This window comes from Xanthomonas arboricola pv. populi (assembly GCF_002939945.1).
Lineage (GTDB): Bacteria > Pseudomonadota > Gammaproteobacteria > Xanthomonadales > Xanthomonadaceae > Xanthomonas > Xanthomonas arboricola_A.
In genome coordinates, this window is sequence record NZ_MDEB01000015.1 from 1 (window position 1) to 17,431 (window position 17,431).

Below are 17,431 nucleotides of genomic sequence, written 5' to 3' on the forward strand. Positions count from 1 at the left end.
ACGTGACCGATGGTGCCGACGTTCACGTGCGGCTTGGTGCGCTCAAATTTCGCTTTTGCCATGACTAACTACCTCTAATTGAAAATTTGTGAGAAGCGGCTGAGCGAACTCAGCCCTTCTTGGTGACGGCGTCGGCGATGTTGGCCGGTGCCTCTTCGTAGTGGTCGAATTCCATCGAGAACGTCGCACGGCCCTGGCTCATCGAGCGCAGCGAGGTCGCGTAACCGAACATCTCGCCCAGCGGAATCATCGCGTTGATGATCTTGCCCGACGGGCTGTCGTCCTGACCCTGCAACACGCCACGACGGCGGCTCACGTCGCCCATCACGTCACCCAGGTAATCCTCCGGGCTGACGATCTCGACCTTCATGATCGGCTCCAGCAACACCGGGCTGGCTTTCGCAAAGCCCTGCTTGAACGCCATCGACGCGGCCAGCTTGAACGCCATTTCCGAGGAGTCGACGTCGTGGTACGAGCCGAACACCAGCTTGACCTTCACGCCCACCACCGGGAAGCCGGCGATCGGACCACTGGTGATCGTCTCGCGCAGACCCTTTTCGACCGAGGGGATGAATTCCTTCGGGATGATGCCGCCGGTGATGTCGTTGATGAAGAGGAAATCGTCCTTGACGTTGTCGCTCTTGCGATCGTCTTCGGTCATGGGCGACAGCTCGATCACCACGTGACCGTACTGACCCTTACCGCCGGACTGCTTGGCGTGCTTGTAGTCGGACTTGACGTCGGACTTGCGGATGGTTTCGCGGTAGGCCACCTGCGGCTTGCCGACGTTGGCCTCGACATTGAACTCGCGACGCATACGGTCGACGATGATGTCCAGGTGCAGCTCGCCCATGCCCGAGATGATGGTCTGGCCGGATTCTTCGTCGGTCTTGACGCGGAACGAGGGATCTTCCTGCGCCAGACGGCCCAGTGCCATACCCATCTTTTCCTGGTCCGACTTGGTCTTGGGCTCCACCGCCATCGAGATCACCGGCTCCGGGAACACCATGCGCTCCAGGGTGATGACCTTGTCCTGCGCACACAGCGTGTCGCCGGTGGTGACGTCCTTCAGACCCACGGCCGCAGCGATGTCACCAGCGCGCACTTCCTTGATCTCTTCGCGATTGTTGGAGTGCATCTGCAGGATGCGGCCCACGCGCTCCTTCTTCGACTTGACCGGGTTGTAGACCTGGTCGCCGGAGTTCAACGTGCCCGAGTAGACACGGAAGAACGTCAGCGAGCCCACGAACGGGTCGGTCATGATCTTGAACGCCAACGCCGAGAACGGCGCAGTATCGGTGGCAGGACGGGTGTCTTCCTTCTCGTCCTCATCGATACCCTGGACCGGCGGACGGTCGGCCGGCGACGGCAGCAGGTGCACGACGCCGTCGAGCATGGCCTGCACGCCCTTGTTCTTGAACGCCGAGCCGCAGAACACCGGCACGATTTCGACCTTCAGGGTGCGCTCGCGCAGACCCACCAGGATCTCTTCTTCGCTCAGGTCGCCTTCGTTGAGGTACTTGTCCATCAGGTCTTCGCTGGCTTCTGCAGCCGCCTCGACCATGAACGAACGCGCCTCGGTCGCGATCTCGACCAGATCGGCCGGGATGTCGCGGTATTCGAAGGTGGTGCCCTGCGATGCGGTATCCCAATGGATCGCCTTCATCTTGAGCAGGTCGACCACACCCTCGAAGCCGTCCTCGGCGCCAATCGGCACCTGCATCGGCACGGCGTAGGCACCCAGACGGGCCTTCAGCTGCTCGACGACCTTGTCGAAGTTGGCACCGGTACGGTCCATCTTGTTGACGAAGGCCATGCGCGGCACGGAATACTTGTTGGCCTGGCGCCACACGGTCTCGGACTGCGGCTGCACGCCGCCAACGGCGCACAGCACGAACACCGCACCGTCGAGCACGCGCAAGGAGCGCTCCACTTCGATGGTGAAGTCGACGTGCCCGGGGGTATCGATGATGTTGAAGCGGTGCTGCGGCATGGACTTGTCCATGCCCGACCAGAACGCCGTGGTCGCAGCGGAGGTGATGGTGATACCACGCTCCTGCTCCTGCTCCATCCAGTCCATCACTGCAGCGCCGTCATGGACTTCGCCGATCTTGTGACTGACACCGGTGTAGAACAGGATGCGTTCGGAAGTGGTGGTCTTGCCGGCATCGATGTGGGCCATGATGCCGAAGTTGCGGTAACGCTCGATAGGGGTGGTGCGGGCCACGGGGAGCCTCTCAATTTCTTGGATTTCGGATGGCCGAACGCCGCCTTTCGGCGGCCTTCGGATTGGATGCGACGCGAAACGCGTCGCAAACAGCACTCAGATGGTGCTGAAGGGCCCCGTTACCAAGGCCCACGAGGTCACCAGCGGTAATGTGCGAACGCCTTGTTCGCCTCCGCCATACGGTGCGTCTCTTCGCGCTTCTTGATCGCGCCGCCACGGCTTTCCGAGGCGTCCAACAGTTCTGCAGCCAGCTTGCGCGGCATGGTGTTCTCGCCACGCTTGCGCGCGGAATCGATCAACCAGCGCATTGCCAGCGCCATGCGACGGGAGGAGCGCACTTCGACGGGCACCTGATAGGTAGCACCACCGACGCGACGCGATTTAACTTCGACAGCCGGGGCCACGTTGTCCAGTGCTTTCTGCACCAGCTCGACGGCATTCGGATTCTTTTCGCCAATGACGTCCATCGCGCCATAGACAATTTTCTCAGCAACCGACTTCTTGCCACTTTGCATCACCATATTGATGAAGCGGGCAATGGTTTCGCTGCCATGCTTTGGATCAGGCAGGACGGTGCGCTGCGGAGTAGAACCTTTACGGGACATTGGAGTGTTTCCTTAGCTCTTCGGGCGCTTGGCGCCGTACTTGGAACGACCTTGACGGCGCTTTGCGACGCCGGCGGCGTCCAGCGAACCACGGACGGTGTGATAACGCACACCGGGAAGATCCTTGACGCGGCCACCGCGAATCAGGACCACGGAGTGCTCCTGCAGGTTGTGGCCTTCACCACCGATGTAGCTGATGACCTCTTCCTGGTTCGTCAGGCGCACTTTGGCAACCTTACGCAGGGCCGAGTTCGGCTTCTTCGGGGTAGTGGTATAGACGCGTGTGCAGACGCCACGGCGCTGCGGACACTTGTCCAGTGCCGGAGAGGCACTCTTGTAGGTGGTCGCTTGCCGAGGCTTGCGGACCAGCTGATTGATCGTCGTCATCAGTTGATTCTTCTGATTGAGAGGCCGAGACGGCCTTGCACGAAAACAAAGGCAGGCCGAAAAACGGCCCGCCGAGACAGGGAAGTATAGCTGGCAGGACGAAACTCCGTCAACTTCACGGAAATCTAACCCTGCTGGCCCATCCAAGGCCGGAAAACGGGGGGCCTCCTGCCCTCCTTTTCGCTTGGCTTACGGCGGTCTTGCGACCGCCGTCGGAGCGCTTACTCCTCGTCCGCGGCAGCGTCGGCCACGGCTGCGACCGGTTCGGCCACCGTCGGCTTGCCCGACAGCGTTTCCATTTCCGAGTCGGTCAGACCCGACGACTTGCGACGTCCGGCGTGATACGCCAGACCGGTACCGGCCGGGATCAGACGACCCACGATCACGTTTTCCTTCAGACCGCGCAGGTTGTCGCGGGTACCGCGCACGGCAGCCTCGGTCAACACGCGGGTGGTCTCCTGGAACGAGGCCGCCGAGATGAACGACTCGGTGGCCAGCGAGGCCTTGGTGATACCCAGCAGCACCGGATCGTACTTGGCCGGCAGTTCGTTGCGCTTGACCAGGCGGGCATTTTCCTCGATGACGCGCTGGCGCTCGACCTGCTCGCCGTTGAGGAACTTGCTGGTGCCCTGGTCGGTGATCTCGACCTTGCGCAGCATCTGGCGAGTGATCACCTCGATGTGCTTGTCGTTGATCTTCACGCCCTGCAGGCGGTACACGTCCTGGATTTCCTTGACCAGATACGCGGCCAGCGGCTCGACGCCCAGCAGACGCAGGATGTCCTGCGGGCTCGGCTCGCCGTCCACCACGGTCTCGCCCTTGGTCACATGCTCGCCTTCGAACACGATGATCTGGCGGTACTTGGGGATCAGCTCTTCGTGTTCCGACCCATCGGTGTCCTTGATGATCAGGCGCTGCTTGCCCTTGGTGTCCTTGCCGAAGCTGATGATGCCCGAGCGCTCGGCCAGGATCGCCGGATCCTTCGGCTTGCGTGCTTCGAACAGGTCGGCAACGCGCGGCAGACCACCGGTGATGTCGCGGGTCTTGGACGCTTCCTGCGGGATCTTGGCAACCACGTCGCCCACGCCGACGGCGGCGCCGTCCTGCAGGTTGACGATGGAGCGCGGTGGCAACAGGTACTGCGCCGGCAGATCCGTATTCGGGATCGTCAGGTCGTTGCCCTTGCCATCGACGATGCGCACGATCGGGCGCAGCTCCTTGGCATGTGCACCGCGACGCTTCGGGTCGGTGATTTCGCGCGAGGCCAGACCGGTCAGTTCGTCGGTCTTCTCGATGACGGTGACGCCGTCGACGAAGTCGATGAAGCGGATGAAACCGGCCACTTCCGACACGATCGGGTGGTTGTGCGGATCCCAGTTCGCCACGCCCTGCCCGGCCTTGACCGCATCGCCGTCCTTGGCAGTGATGGTGGCGCCGTACGGCAGCTTGTAACGCTCGCGCTCGCGGCCATGGCCGTCGAGCACGGACAGTTCGCCCGAACGCGAGACAGCGACCAACGCGCCGCTGGCGTGCGCCACCGACTTGAGGTTGTTGAACTTCACCGAACCGGTGGTCTTGACGGTGATGTTGTCCACCGCCGCCGCACGCGAAGCCGCACCACCGATGTGGAACGTACGCATGGTCAGCTGGGTACCCGGCTCACCGATCGACTGAGCGGCGATGACGCCGACCGCTTCACCGATGTTGACCTGGTGACCGCGGGCGAGATCGCGGCCGTAGCAGCGTGCGCACACGCCGAACGAGGACTCGCAGCTGATGGTCGAACGCACCTTCACCGACTGCACGCTGGCGTCTTCCAACTTGGCAACCCAGGCTTCGTCCAGCAGCGTGTTGCGGGTGACGATCGGCTCCTCGTCGTTGCCCGGCAGGTAGACGTCCTCGGCCACCACACGGCCCAGCACGCGCTCCCTCAACGGTTCCACCACGTCGCCGCCTTCCACGATCGGGGTCATGATCAACCCTTCGGTGGTGCCGCAATCGACCTCGGTGATCACCACGTCCTGCGCCACGTCGACCAGACGACGGGTCAGATAACCCGAGTTCGCGGTCTTGAGCGCGGTATCGGCCAGACCCTTACGGGCACCGTGGGTGGAGTTGAAGTACTCCTGCACGTTCAGGCCTTCGCGGAAGTTCGCCTTGATCGGCGTCTCGATGATCGAGCCATCCGGACGCGCCATCAGGCCGCGCATGCCGGCCAGCTGACGGATCTGCGCCTGGCTACCACGCGCACCGGAGTCGGCCATGATGTACAGCGAGTTCATCGACTTCTGGTCGATGGTCTCGCCCTTGGCGTTTTCGACCTTCTCGGTACCGATGGTGTCCATCATCGCCTTGGCGATGCGCTCGCTGGTGCGCGACCAGATGTCCACGACCTTGTTGTAGCGCTCGCCGGCGGTGACCAGACCGGACTGGTACTGCTCCTGGATTTCCAGCACTTCGGCTTCGGCCTCGGTGAGGATGCCCTTCTTCTCATCCGGGATCAGCATGTCGTCGATGCCGATCGACACACCTGCGCGGGTTGCGTAGGCATAGCCGGTGTACATCAGCTTGTCGGCGAACACGACGGTGTCCTTCAAGCCCAGCAGACGATAGCTGGAGTTGATCAGACGCGAGATGTTCTTCTTGGTCATCTCGGTGTTGGCCAGCTGGAACGGCAGGCCTTCGGGCAGGATTTCGCTCAGCAGCGCGCGACCGACCGTGGTGTCGACGATCGAGGTGCCGCTGCTGCGCTTGCCATCGGCTTCCACGTCCACCTGGGTGATGCGGACCTTGACCTTGGCGTGCAGTTCCACCACGCGGTTGTCGTAGGCGCGCTTCACTTCGCTGGTGTTGGCGAACACCATACCTTCGCCCTTCTTGTTCTCCAGGGCGCGGCTCATGTAGTACAGGCCCAACACCACGTCCTGCGACGGCACGATGATCGGCTCGCCGTTGGCCGGCGACAGGATGTTGTTGGTGGACATCATCAACGCACGCGCTTCCAGCTGGGCTTCCAGCGAGAGCGGCACGTGGACGGCCATCTGGTCACCGTCGAAGTCGGCGTTGAACGCAGTACACACCAGCGGATGCAGCTGGATGGCCTTGCCTTCGATCAACACCGGCTCGAACGCCTGGATGCCCAGACGATGCAGGGTCGGCGCACGGTTCAGCAGCACCGGATGCTCGCGGATCACTTCTTCCAGGATGTCCCAGACTTCGGCTTCTTCGCGCTCGACCAGCTTCTTGGCCGCCTTGATGGTGGTAGCCAGGCCGCGACGTTGCAGCTTGGCGAACACGAACGGCTTGAACAGCTCCAGCGCCATCTTCTTCGGCAGGCCGCACTGGTGCAGCTTGAGGTACGGGCCGACGGTGATGACCGAACGACCGGAGTAGTCCACGCGCTTGCCGAGCAGGTTCTGACGGAACCGGCCCTGCTTGCCCTTGATCATGTCGGCCAGCGACTTCAGCGGACGCTTGTTGGTGCCGGTGATGGCACGGCCGCGACGGCCGTTGTCCAGCAGCGCATCGACCGATTCCTGCAGCATGCGCTTTTCGTTGCGCACGATGATGTCCGGCGCATTGAGCTCGAGCAGACGACGCAGACGGTTGTTGCGGTTGATCACGCGGCGGTACAGATCGTTCAGATCCGAGGTCGCGAAGCGGCCGCCATCCAGCGGCACCAGCGGACGCAGATCCGGCGGCAGCACCGGCAGCACGGTCATGACCATCCACTCCGGACGGTTGCCCGATTCCAGGAAGGCTTCGATCAGCTTGATGCGCTTGGTGAGGCGCTTGAGCTTGGTTTCCGAACCGGTGCTGGCGATTTCCTCGCGCAGGCGGGTCATTTCCGACTGCAGGTCGATCGTGCGCAGCAGCTCGTACACGGCCTCGGCGCCCATGGCGGCGTCGAAGTCGTCGTTGTACTCCTGGCGTGCGGTCAGGTACTGCTCTTCGGTCAGCAGCTGGCGGCGCTCGAGCGGGGTCAGGCCCGGCTCGGTGACCACATAGGCTTCGAAGTACAGCACGCGCTCGATGTCACGCAGGGTCATGTCCAGCATCAGGCCGATGCGCGAGGGCAGCGACTTGAGGAACCAGATGTGCGCGACCGGCGAGGCCAGGTCGATGTGACCCATGCGCTCGCGACGCACCTTGGCCAGGGTGACTTCGGTGCCGCACTTTTCGCAGACCACGCCGCGGTGCTTCATGCGCTTGTACTTGCCGCACAGGCACTCATAGTCCTTGATCGGTCCGAAGATGGCGGCACAGAACAGGCCGTCACGCTCGGGCTTGAAGGTCCGGTAGTTGATGGTTTCGGGCTTCTTCACTTCGCCGTAGGACCACGAACGGATCAGGTCCGGCGATGCGAGCGCGATCTTGATCGCGTCGAAATCCAGCGTCTGGCGCTGTTGATTGAAGAGGTTGAGCAGGTCTTTCATTTGATATCTCCGGGTCGGAGGAATTTCGTATCTGAGATGAAACCGAGGGACTTACGTTCCGGAACCCCGGCACCGCGTTGCGGCGCCGGGATCCGGCTCGATCACTCTTCCAGTTCCATGTTGATCGCCAGCGAGCGGATTTCCTTCACCAACACGTTGAAGGATTCCGGCATGCCCGCGACCATCTCGTGCTCACCATCGACGATGTTCTTGTACATCTGGTTGCGGCCCTGCACGTCGTCGGACTTCACCGTCAGCATTTCCTGCAGGGTGTAGGCCGCGCCGTAGGCTTCCAGCGCCCAGACTTCCATCTCACCGAAGCGCTGACCACCGAACTGCGCCTTGCCGCCCAGCGGCTGCTGGGTGACGAGCGAGTACGGGCCGGTCGAGCGGGCATGCATCTTGTCGTCGACCAGGTGGTTCAACTTCAGGTAGTGCATGTAGCCGACCGTGGTCTTGCGATCGAACGCTTCGCCGGTACGACCGTCGTACAACTGGGTCTGACCGCTCTGCGGCAGTTCGGCCAGTTCCAGCATGCGCTTGATTTCCGCTTCGCTGGCGCCGTCGAACACCGGGGTGGCCATCGGCACGCCATCGATCAGGTTCTTGCCCAGGTTGAGCAATTCCTCATCGCTGAACTGCGACAGGTCCACGCGCTGTGCATTGATCGCGCTGTCGTGGTTGTAGATGTCGTCCAGGAACTTGCGCAGTTCGCTGACCGCCGCCTGGGCTTCCAGCATGCGCTGGATCTTGCGACCCAGGCCCTTGGCGGCCCAGCCCAGATGCACTTCAAGAATCTGGCCGATGTTCATACGCGACGGCACGCCGAGCGGGTTCAGCACGATGTCGACCGGCTCGCCGGTGGCCATGTACGGCATGTCCTCGACCGGCACGACATTGGAGACCACACCCTTGTTGCCGTGGCGGCCTGCCATCTTGTCGCCAGGCTGGATGCGGCGCTTCACTGCCAGGAACACCTTGACCATCTTCAGCACGCCCGGTGCGAGGTCGTCGCCCTGGGTGATCTTGCCGCGCTTGTCGGCAAAGCGTGCTTCGAATTCCTTCTCGTGCGCCTGGATCTGCTTCTGCGCGCGCTCGATGGCATCGGCGGCGTCTTCGTCCTTCATGCGCAGCTGGAACCAATCGGACTTCTTCAGCCCGTCCAGATACGCGTCGGTGACGTTGTCGCCCTTCTTCAGGTTCGGACCGCCGTTGGCGACCTTGCCCACGATCTGCGAACGCAAACGTGCGTAGATGGCAGCTTCCAGGATGCGGAACTGGTCGTCGAAGTCCTTCTTGACGCGCTTGATCTCGGACTCTTCGATCTGACGCGCACGCTTGTCCTTCTCGATGCCGTCACGGGTGAAGACCTGTACGTCGATGACAGTGCCGTCCATGCCCGGGGGCACACGCAGCGAGCTGTCCTTCACGTCGGAGGCCTTCTCGCCGAAGATCGCACGCAGCAGCTTTTCTTCCGGGGTCAGCTGGCTCTCGCCCTTCGGCGTGACCTTGCCGACCATGATGTCGCCGGCGCGCACTTCCGCACCGATGTACACCACGCCGCTCTCGTCGAGGCGGTTCAGGGCCTGCTCGGACACGTTCGGGATGTCGGCGGAAATTTCCTCCGGCCCCAGCTTGGTGTCGCGTGCTACGCAGGTCAGCTCTTCGATGTGGATCGTGGTGTAACGATCCTCTTCCACCACGCGCTCGGAGAGCAGGATGGAGTCTTCGAAGTTGTAGCCGTTCCACGGCATGAACGCGATCAGCATGTTCTGACCCAGCGCCAGTTCACCGATGTCGGTGGACGGGCCATCGGCCAGCACGTCGCCGCGCGCGATCACGTCGCCCACGTTCACCAGCGGACGCTGGTTGATGCAGGTGTTCTGGTTGGAGCGGGTGTACTTGATCAGGTTGTAGATATCCACGCCGGCATCGGTGCCGCCACCGATTTCTGCCTCGTTGACCTTGACCACGATACGGGCCGCGTCGATCTGTTCGATCACGCCACCACGCAACGCATTCACCGTCACGCCCGAGTCGCGCGCAACTGCACGCTCGATACCGGTACCGACCAGCGGCTTCTGCGAACGCAGCGTCGGCACGGCCTGGCGCTGCATGTTGGCGCCCATCAGTGCGCGGTTGGCGTCGTCGTGCTCCAGGAACGGCACCAGCGCCGCGGCGACCGACACGGTCTGCATCGGCGAGACGTCCATGAAGTGCACTTCGGCCGGCGGCTTCAGCAGCGACTCGCCCTGGAACCGGCACGGCACGAACTGCTCGGTGAGCATGTTCTTGGCATCGGTCAGCGCGTTCGCCTGGGCGATCACGTACTCGTTCTCTTCGATCGCCGACAGGTATTCGACATCGTCGGAGACCTTACCGTCCAGCACCTTGCGGTACGGCGTCTCGAGGAAGCCGTACTGGTTGGTGCGGGCGAACACGGCCAGCGAGTTGATCAGGCCGATATTCGGGCCTTCCGGAGTTTCGATGGTGCAGACGCGGCCGTAATGGGTCGGATGCACGTCGCGCACTTCGAAGCCGGCGCGCTCGCGGGTCAAACCGCCCGGGCCCAGTGCGGAGACGCGACGCTTGTGCGTCACTTCCGACAGCGGGTTGTTCTGGTCCATGAACTGCGACAGCTGCGAGGAGCCGAAGAATTCCTTGATCGCTGCAGCCACCGGCTTGGCGTTGATCAGTTCCTGCGGGGTCAGACCCTCGGACTCGGCCATCGACAACCGCTCCTTGACCGCGCGCTCGACGCGGACCAGGCCCACGCGGAACACGTTCTCGGCCATTTCGCCGACCGAACGCACGCGACGGTTGCCCAGGTGATCGATGTCATCGACCACGCCGCGACCGTTACGGATCTCGGTGAGCACCTTGATCACTTCCAGGATGTCGGAGGTGTCGGTGTGCTCGGCGACCAGGCGCTTGGACTCTTCGTCGTTGCGCTCGGCAAAGTACTTCTTGTCGTACAGCACCGACTCGCCCAGCACGTCCTTGCGGCCGACGCGACGGTTGAACTTCATGCGGCCGACCGTGGACAGGTCGTAGCGCTCGAAGGTGAAGAACAGGTTGTGGAACAGGTTCTGCGCGGCTTCCTTGGTCGGCGGCTCGCCCGGACGCATCATGCGATAGATCTCGACCAGCGCTTCGAGCTGGGTCTTGGTCGGATCGATGCGCAAGGTGTTGGACAGGTACGGACCGCGATCCAGATCGTTCACCCACAGGGTGCCGACCGCATCGACGCCGGCCTTGCGGAACGCCGCCAGCTGGTCTTCGGTGATCTCGTCGTTGGCATTGGCCAGCAGCTCGCCGGTCGAGCCATCGACCACGTCGTGCGAGAGGATGCGGGTGAGCAGATAGTCGTCCGGCACGGCCAGCGCGGCAACGCCGGCGGCTTCGAGCTGCTTGACGTGACGGGCGGTGATGCGCTTGCCCGCTTCCACGATGACCTTGTCGCCATCGGCCAGGTCGAAGTTAAGCGTTTCGCCACGCAGACGCTCCGGCACCAGCTCCAGCTGCACGCCTTCGTCAGGATTGATGTGGAAGGTGTTGATCTCGAAGAACTCGGCCAGCATCTCTTCGTTGCTGTAGCCGAGCGCACGCAGCAGGATCGACACCGGCAGCTTGCGGCGACGGTCGATACGGGTGAACAGCGCGTCCTTCGGGTCGAACTCGAAATCCAGCCAGGAACCGCGGTACGGAATGATGCGGGCGCTGTACAGCAGCTTGCCCGAGCTGTGGGTCTTGCCACGGTCGTGGTCGAAGAACACGCCCGGCGAACGGTGCAGCTGCGAGACGATGACGCGCTCGGTGCCATTGACGATGAAGGTGCCGTTGTCGGTCATCAGCGGGATTTCGCCGAGATAGACCTCCTGCTCCTTTACGTACTTGATGGCCTTGGTCGACGACTCGCGGTCGTAGATCACCAAACGCACGGTCACGCGCAGCGGCGCGCCATAGCTCATGCCACGCTGACGGCATTCACGCTCGTCAAACACCGGCTGACCAAGCTTGTAGCCGACGTATTCCAGCGCGGCGTTGCCGCTATAGCTGGAAATCGGGAACACCGACTTCAGTGCCGCGTGCAGACCGAGATCCTTACGCTTGGTCGGCTCCACGTCTTCCTGCAGGAATTCGCGGTAGGAATCGACCTGGATGGCGAGCAGGAACGGCACTTCGAGAATCGAGCGCTGCTTGCCGAAGTCCTTGCGGATACGCTTTTTTTCGGTGAACGAATAAGACGTCATGAGTCTTCACCCTAGGCTGCGGGGGCCGCGTCGCGGCGGCCCTGAAATAACAAAATTGTCAGTTGGAAGTCGCTGGTATTGCCGGCACCAGCACGCCTTCTCCCGCTACTTCCAACTACCAACTCGGTGAGGCCGGGAATCGGGAATGGACAAATGGGAATCGGATGAGCACGCGATGTTGCATTTGCGATTCCCCAATCCCGATTCCCGATTCCCGATTCCCGCCCGAAACGGCCAAAGGCCGGGAGCTTTACGCTCCCAGCCTTCAGTGCATCACCATGAAACGCTGGCGATGCAAGGTACTGCTTACTTGATTTCGACAGTCGCGCCAGCTTCGGTCAGTTCCTTCTTGATCTTCTCGGCTTCGTCCTTCGAAGCGCCTTCCTTCAGCATGCCACCGGCTTCGGTCAGGTCCTTGGCTTCCTTCAGACCCAGGCCGGTCACGGCGCGGACGGCCTTGATGACGCCGACCTTGTTGGCGCCGCAGTTGGTCAGCACCACGTTGAACTCGGTCTGCTCTTCGACCACGGCGGCCGGGCCAGCGGCAGCGGCAGCGACCGGAGCGGCGGCGGAGACGCCGAACTTTTCTTCGATGGCCTTGACCAGCTCCATCACTTCCATCAGGGACTTCTCGGCGATGGCGTCGACGATCTGTTCGTTGGTAAGGGACATTGTGATTACCTTTAAATGATTTTCTGGATTGGGGTTCTAGCGAACGCTAGGACATCAAGCTTCGGCAGTCTCGGCGACCGGCGCGGCGGCTTCGTCGCCACCACCCTGCTTGTCGCCCACGGCCTTGACGGCACGGGCAAACATGGCAGCCGGTTCGGACAGCACGCGGGCCAGCATGGCCAGGGCCTGGTCGCGGGTCGGCAGCGAAGCCAACACGTCGACGTGGCCAGCCGGGAACAGTTCCCCGCCGATGGACACGACCTTGGCCTGCAACTTGTCGTTGCCCTTGGCGAATTCCTTGATCAGGCGACCGGCAGCGCCGGGCTCCTCCATCGAAAACGCATACAGCAAAGGACCGACCAGCTTGTCAGCGACGACAGCGAAATCGGTACCTTCAACGGCGCGCGCAGCCAGGGTGTTCTTGACAACTTTCAAGAACACGCCGGTTTCGCGGGCCTGCTTGCGCATCGCGGTCATCTGGGAGACCGTGATGCCAGCGTATTCGGCGGCGATCAAGGAGTGAGCCTTGGCGGCGATGTCTGCCAGCTCGGCGACTACTTCTTGCTTCTGAGACAGATTGAGAGCCATTGCACTCCTCCGTTAAAGCCGGGATTGGTGATTGGTGATTCTTCGAAGCCATGAAGCAGCTCCTGCAAATCCCCAATGCCGAATTCCTAATCCCTGCTTCAAACTACTCCGCTCGCGGCTCCTGCCGGTTGCGGTCCAGGGCAGCCTCCGTCCTGGAAGCCGGGAACATCGACCGATGTTCCTTTGGTGGCCGTTCTAGACCTGGAGTGGGCTCGATCCGGGATGTCCCAGACGCGCGTAAACCAGAAAGCTCCAGAAGGGCGACACCATCTACGCCGGCCGGCTCTTGCGAACCTGATTAAGCGATCCCGCTGCATCGACGGCGACTCCTTGCCAGTGCGAGCATCCATGCCCGTCGTCGATCTGCGCTGACCGCGCCTGCGGTCTTTGACGGCTACCGCCGGACATGCCGGCGATCGCCTTCAAAATGTCCGTTACCCCAAAGGAGGGAACGGACTCCCAGCACACGGTGACCCGGGCCGGAAAAACAATGCTGTACTACATCGAGAGGTCAGGCCCATGACAGGCCCGACCCATCAACTCACTTCAGCGCAAGGCTCGACTGGTCGACCGTCACGCCAGGACCCATCGTCGAGCTGACCGACACCTTCTGCAGGTAGGTACCCTTGGAAGTGGCCGGCTTGGCCTTGATCAGGTCCAGCAGCAGCGCCTGCAGGTTCGACTTCAGCGCTTCGTCATCGAAGCTGGCCTTGCCGATGGTGCAGTGGATGATGCCGGCCTTGTCGGTGCGGTAACGCACCTGACCCGACTTGGCGTTCTTGACCGCTTCGCCCGGGTTGGCCGACACGGTGCCGACCTTCGGGTTTGGCATCAGGCCGCGCGGGCCCAGCAGGGTGCCGAGCTTACCGACGACGCGCATCGCGTCCGGGGTGGCGATGACCACGTCATAGCTCAGATCGCCTGCCTGCATCTTCTCGGCCAGGTCGTCCATGCCCACCGCCTCGGCACCAGCGGCCAGGGCTTCGTCAGCCTTGGCGCCAGCCGGTGCGAACACCGCAACGCGCACGCTCTTGCCGGTACCGGCCGGCAGCACGGTCGAACCGCGCACCTGCTGGTCGGACTTCTTGGCGTCCACGCCAAGGCGCACAGCGACGTCGATCGACTCGACGAACTTGGCCTTGGTCACGGCCTTCAGGATCTTGATTGCGTCTTCAAAGGCATAGGTCTTGCCCGGAACGACAGCGGCCGCAATGGCCTTAACGCGCTTGCTCTGTGCCATGTCTTAGCCCTCCACCGTCAAACCCATGCTGCGGGCAGAACCCGCAATCGTACGCACTGCCGCTTCCAGCTCGGCCGCCGTCAAATCGGCTTCCTTGACCTTGGCGATCTCTTCCAGCTGCTTGCGCGTCACCTTGCCCACCTTGTCGGTGTTGGGGCGCTTGGAACCGGAGGTCACGCCTGCGGCCTTCTTGAGCAGCACGCTGGCCGGGGTGCTCTTGGTGATGAAGGTGAAGGTACGGTCGGAATACGCGGTAATGACCACCGGCGTCGGCAGACCAGGCTCAAGCTTGGACGTCGCGGCGTTGAACGCCTTGCAGAATTCCATGATGTTCAGACCGCGCTGACCCAGTGCAGGGCCGACCGGCGGCGCAGGGTTGGCCTGACCGGCCTTGACCTGCAACTTGATGTAAGCAGTTATCTTCTTTGCCATTTCGATACTCTCCGGGTGCTAGCGCCTTGACTGCAGGCTCCCCATCGGACCGGGAAATCACGTGTCCCGGCTTCACGTTTCTGACCACACGCAGATGGCTGCCATGCGGCAGCCATTGGTTCCCGGCGGTTCGCCAGGTGAGCGAGCCGCGCACTATAACAGCATTCGAAGCGGGCGCCTAGACGGGCCCCAAACGAGGTCAGCCCTTCTCGACCTGGCCGAACTCGAGCTCGACCGGCGTGGAGCGACCGAAGATGAGCACGGCAACCCGTAACCTACTCTTCTCGTAATTGACTTCTTCCACCACGCCATTGAAGTCGTTGAACGGACCATCGGTGACGCGCACCATCTGACCCGGCTCGAACAACACCTTCGGACGCGGCTTCTCGACGCCATCTTGCACACGCTGCAGGATCGCATCGGCCTCTTCGTCGCGAATCGGCAACGGACGGTCGGCGGTGCCACCAATGAAGCCCATGACCTTGGAAGTTTCCTTCACCAGGTGCCAGCTTTCATTGTCGATGCGCGGAATACCGGCTTCTTCGTGGGTCTCGATCTGCACCAGCACGTAGCCGGGGAAGAACTTGCGCTCGGACCGACGCTTCTGGCCGGCGCGCATTTCGATGACCTCTTCGGTCGGCACCAGGACGTCGCCGAAACGATCTTCCATCTCGGTACGGGCGATACGGTCGCGCAATGCCTGCGCAACGGATTTTTCGAAGCCTGAATAGGCGTGAACGACATACCAACGCTTCACTGCTTGATTCTCCTCAACGAGCCAGGAACCACTGCGTGAGCTTCTGGATGACAAAGTCGAAGCCGCCCAACAGCAAACTCAGAATGATCACTACAACAATCACGACCCAGGTCGTGCGAATGGCTTCCTGGCGCGTCGGCCAGACCACCTTGCGCAGCTCGAACCTGGATTCGGACATGAATTCACGGGTTTCCCGGCCTTTGCCGGTTCCCAGAAATACAAACGCACCCGCCACCAACCCCACGATCACGGCCAGCGCGCGCAACTGCGGCGTCCAGGCCCCAAACTGCGTGGCGCGCTCAGGCGCAGAAAACCAGAACCACACAAACAACCCCGCGATCACCAGGAGCGCGGAGATGACGTATTTCACGATATCAGCGCTGGCAGCAGACGCGCTTTTAGAAGGCTCGATTTTGCTATTCATCCGGCTCTAGTTACCGATCTGACCCGAGTCGCTGGGCCGGAAAGAGGAGTGGCACGCCAGGAGGGACTCGAACCCCCAACCTGCGGTTTTGGAGACCGCTGCTCTGCCAATTGAGCTACTGGCGTATGTACTCGTTTACCGCAAACCCTAAGACAACGAAGGCGGACCGCGGTTCAGCCGGCCCGCCATTCGTTTGGATCCAGCCGCCGCAAGGCGACTGGACGCAGGCACTTACTTGATGATCTTGGCAACCACACCGGCGCCGACGGTACGACCGCCTTCACGGATGGCGAAGCGCAGGCCTTCGTCCATCGCGACCGGATTGATCAGGGTCACGACCATCTTCACGTTGTCGCCCGGCATCACCATCTCCACGCCTTCCGGCAGCTGGCAAGCGCCGGTGATGTCGGTGGTGCGGAAGTAGAACTGCGGACGGTAGCCCTTGAAGAACGGGGTATGACGGCCACCCTCGTCCTTGGACAGCACGTAGACTTCGGCTTCGAACTCGGTATGCGGCTTGATCGAGCCCGGCTTGCACAGCACCTGGCCGCGCTCGACGTCGTCACGCTTGGTGCCGCGCAGCAGCAGACCGGCGTTGTCGCCTGCCTGACCCTGGTCCAGCAGCTTGCGGAACATTTCCACGCCGGTGACGGTGGTCTTCTGCGTATCGCGGATACCGACGATTTCGATTTCGTCGCCGACCTTGATGATGCCGCGCTCGATACGACCGGTCACCACGGTGCCGCGGCCGGAGATCGAGAACACGTCTTCGACCGGCATCAGGAACGGACGGTCGACGTCGCGGGTCGGCTCCGGGATGAAGGTGTCGAGCGCGTCGACCAGCTTCAGGATCGCCGGCACGCCGATGTCACTCTGATCGCCGTCCAGCGCCAGACGCGCCGAGCCGTGGATGATCGGGGTGTCATCGCCCGGGAAGTCGTACTTGCTGAGCAGCTCGCGCACTTCCATCTCGACCAGCTCGAGCAGCTCGGCGTCGTCGACCATGTCGGCCTTGTTCAGGAACACGACGATGTGCGGCACACCGACCTGACGCGAGAGCAGGATGTGCTCGCGGGTCTGCGGCATCGGGCCGTCGGCAGCCGAACACACCAGGATCGCGCCATCCATCTGCGCCGCACCGGTGATCATGTTCTTGACGTAGTCGGCGTGACCCGGGCAATCGACGTGCGCGTAGTGACGGTTCGGGGATTCGTATTCGACGTGTGCGGTCGAAATCGTGATGCCGCGCGCCTTCTCTTCCGGTGCCGCGTCGATCGCGTCGTACGCCTTGAACTCGCCACCGAAACGCTCAGCACCGATCTTGGTCAGCGCGGCTGTCAACGTGGTCTTGCCATGGTCGACGTGACCGATGGTGCCGACGTTCACGTGCGGCTTGGTGCGCTCAAATTT

General features: G+C 62.3%; 12 protein-coding genes and 1 tRNA gene. All 13 read right to left on the reverse strand.

Going from position 1 to position 17,431, the window contains the following annotated elements:
• Positions 1-109: 109 nt before the first annotated feature.
• A complete protein-coding gene (gene fusA, locus XaplCFBP3123_RS20950; RefSeq protein WP_024938568.1) occupies positions 110-2,227 on the reverse strand; it encodes an elongation factor G in 2,118 nt (705 codons plus the stop codon).
• Between the two features lie 137 nt (positions 2,228-2,364).
• Entirely contained in the window at positions 2,365-2,832 is a 468-nt protein-coding gene (rpsG, locus tag XaplCFBP3123_RS20955; protein ID WP_005993356.1) for a 30S ribosomal protein S7, read from the reverse strand.
• A 12-nt stretch (positions 2,833-2,844) separates the two neighbouring features.
• The gene (gene rpsL / locus XaplCFBP3123_RS20960) at positions 2,845-3,219 is read right to left on the reverse strand and encodes a 30S ribosomal protein S12 (protein WP_002811712.1); all 375 of its coding nucleotides are present in this window, start codon (positions 3,217-3,219) and stop codon (positions 2,845-2,847) included.
• Between the two features lie 221 nt (positions 3,220-3,440).
• Positions 3,441-7,655, reverse strand: a complete 4,215-nt coding sequence (gene rpoC / locus XaplCFBP3123_RS20965) for a DNA-directed RNA polymerase subunit beta' (protein WP_104535789.1) — start codon at positions 7,653-7,655, stop codon at positions 3,441-3,443.
• Positions 7,656-7,756: 101 nt separating this feature from the next.
• Positions 7,757-11,908, reverse strand: a complete 4,152-nt coding sequence (gene rpoB / locus XaplCFBP3123_RS20970; RefSeq protein WP_104535790.1) for a DNA-directed RNA polymerase subunit beta — start codon at positions 11,906-11,908, stop codon at positions 7,757-7,759.
• 306 nt (positions 11,909-12,214) lie between these two features.
• Positions 12,215-12,580 (reverse strand): 50S ribosomal protein L7/L12, encoded by a 366-nt coding sequence (gene rplL, locus XaplCFBP3123_RS20975; RefSeq protein ID WP_008574194.1) that lies wholly within the window; start codon positions 12,578-12,580, stop codon positions 12,215-12,217.
• 54 nt (positions 12,581-12,634) lie between these two features.
• The gene (rplJ, locus tag XaplCFBP3123_RS20980; protein ID WP_016900680.1) at positions 12,635-13,168 is read right to left on the reverse strand and encodes a 50S ribosomal protein L10; all 534 of its coding nucleotides are present in this window, start codon (positions 13,166-13,168) and stop codon (positions 12,635-12,637) included.
• Positions 13,169-13,709: 541 nt separating this feature from the next.
• Positions 13,710-14,408, reverse strand: a complete 699-nt coding sequence (gene rplA / locus XaplCFBP3123_RS20985; RefSeq protein WP_104535791.1) for a 50S ribosomal protein L1 — start codon at positions 14,406-14,408, stop codon at positions 13,710-13,712.
• Between the two features lie 3 nt (positions 14,409-14,411).
• Entirely contained in the window at positions 14,412-14,840 is a 429-nt protein-coding gene (gene rplK / locus XaplCFBP3123_RS20990) for a 50S ribosomal protein L11 (RefSeq protein ID WP_016900682.1), read from the reverse strand.
• Between the two features lie 199 nt (positions 14,841-15,039).
• Positions 15,040-15,597, reverse strand: a complete 558-nt coding sequence (gene nusG, locus XaplCFBP3123_RS20995; protein ID WP_016900683.1) for a transcription termination/antitermination protein NusG — start codon at positions 15,595-15,597, stop codon at positions 15,040-15,042.
• A 13-nt stretch (positions 15,598-15,610) separates the two neighbouring features.
• The gene (gene secE, locus XaplCFBP3123_RS21000; protein WP_016900684.1) at positions 15,611-16,021 is read right to left on the reverse strand and encodes a preprotein translocase subunit SecE; all 411 of its coding nucleotides are present in this window, start codon (positions 16,019-16,021) and stop codon (positions 15,611-15,613) included.
• Positions 16,022-16,070: 49 nt separating this feature from the next.
• Positions 16,071-16,146, reverse strand: a tRNA-Trp gene (locus XaplCFBP3123_RS21005).
• A gap of 106 nt (positions 16,147-16,252) precedes the next feature.
• The coding region (tuf, locus tag XaplCFBP3123_RS21010) for an elongation factor Tu (RefSeq protein ID WP_253254280.1) at positions 16,253-17,431 on the reverse strand (1,179 nt) is incomplete at its 5' end.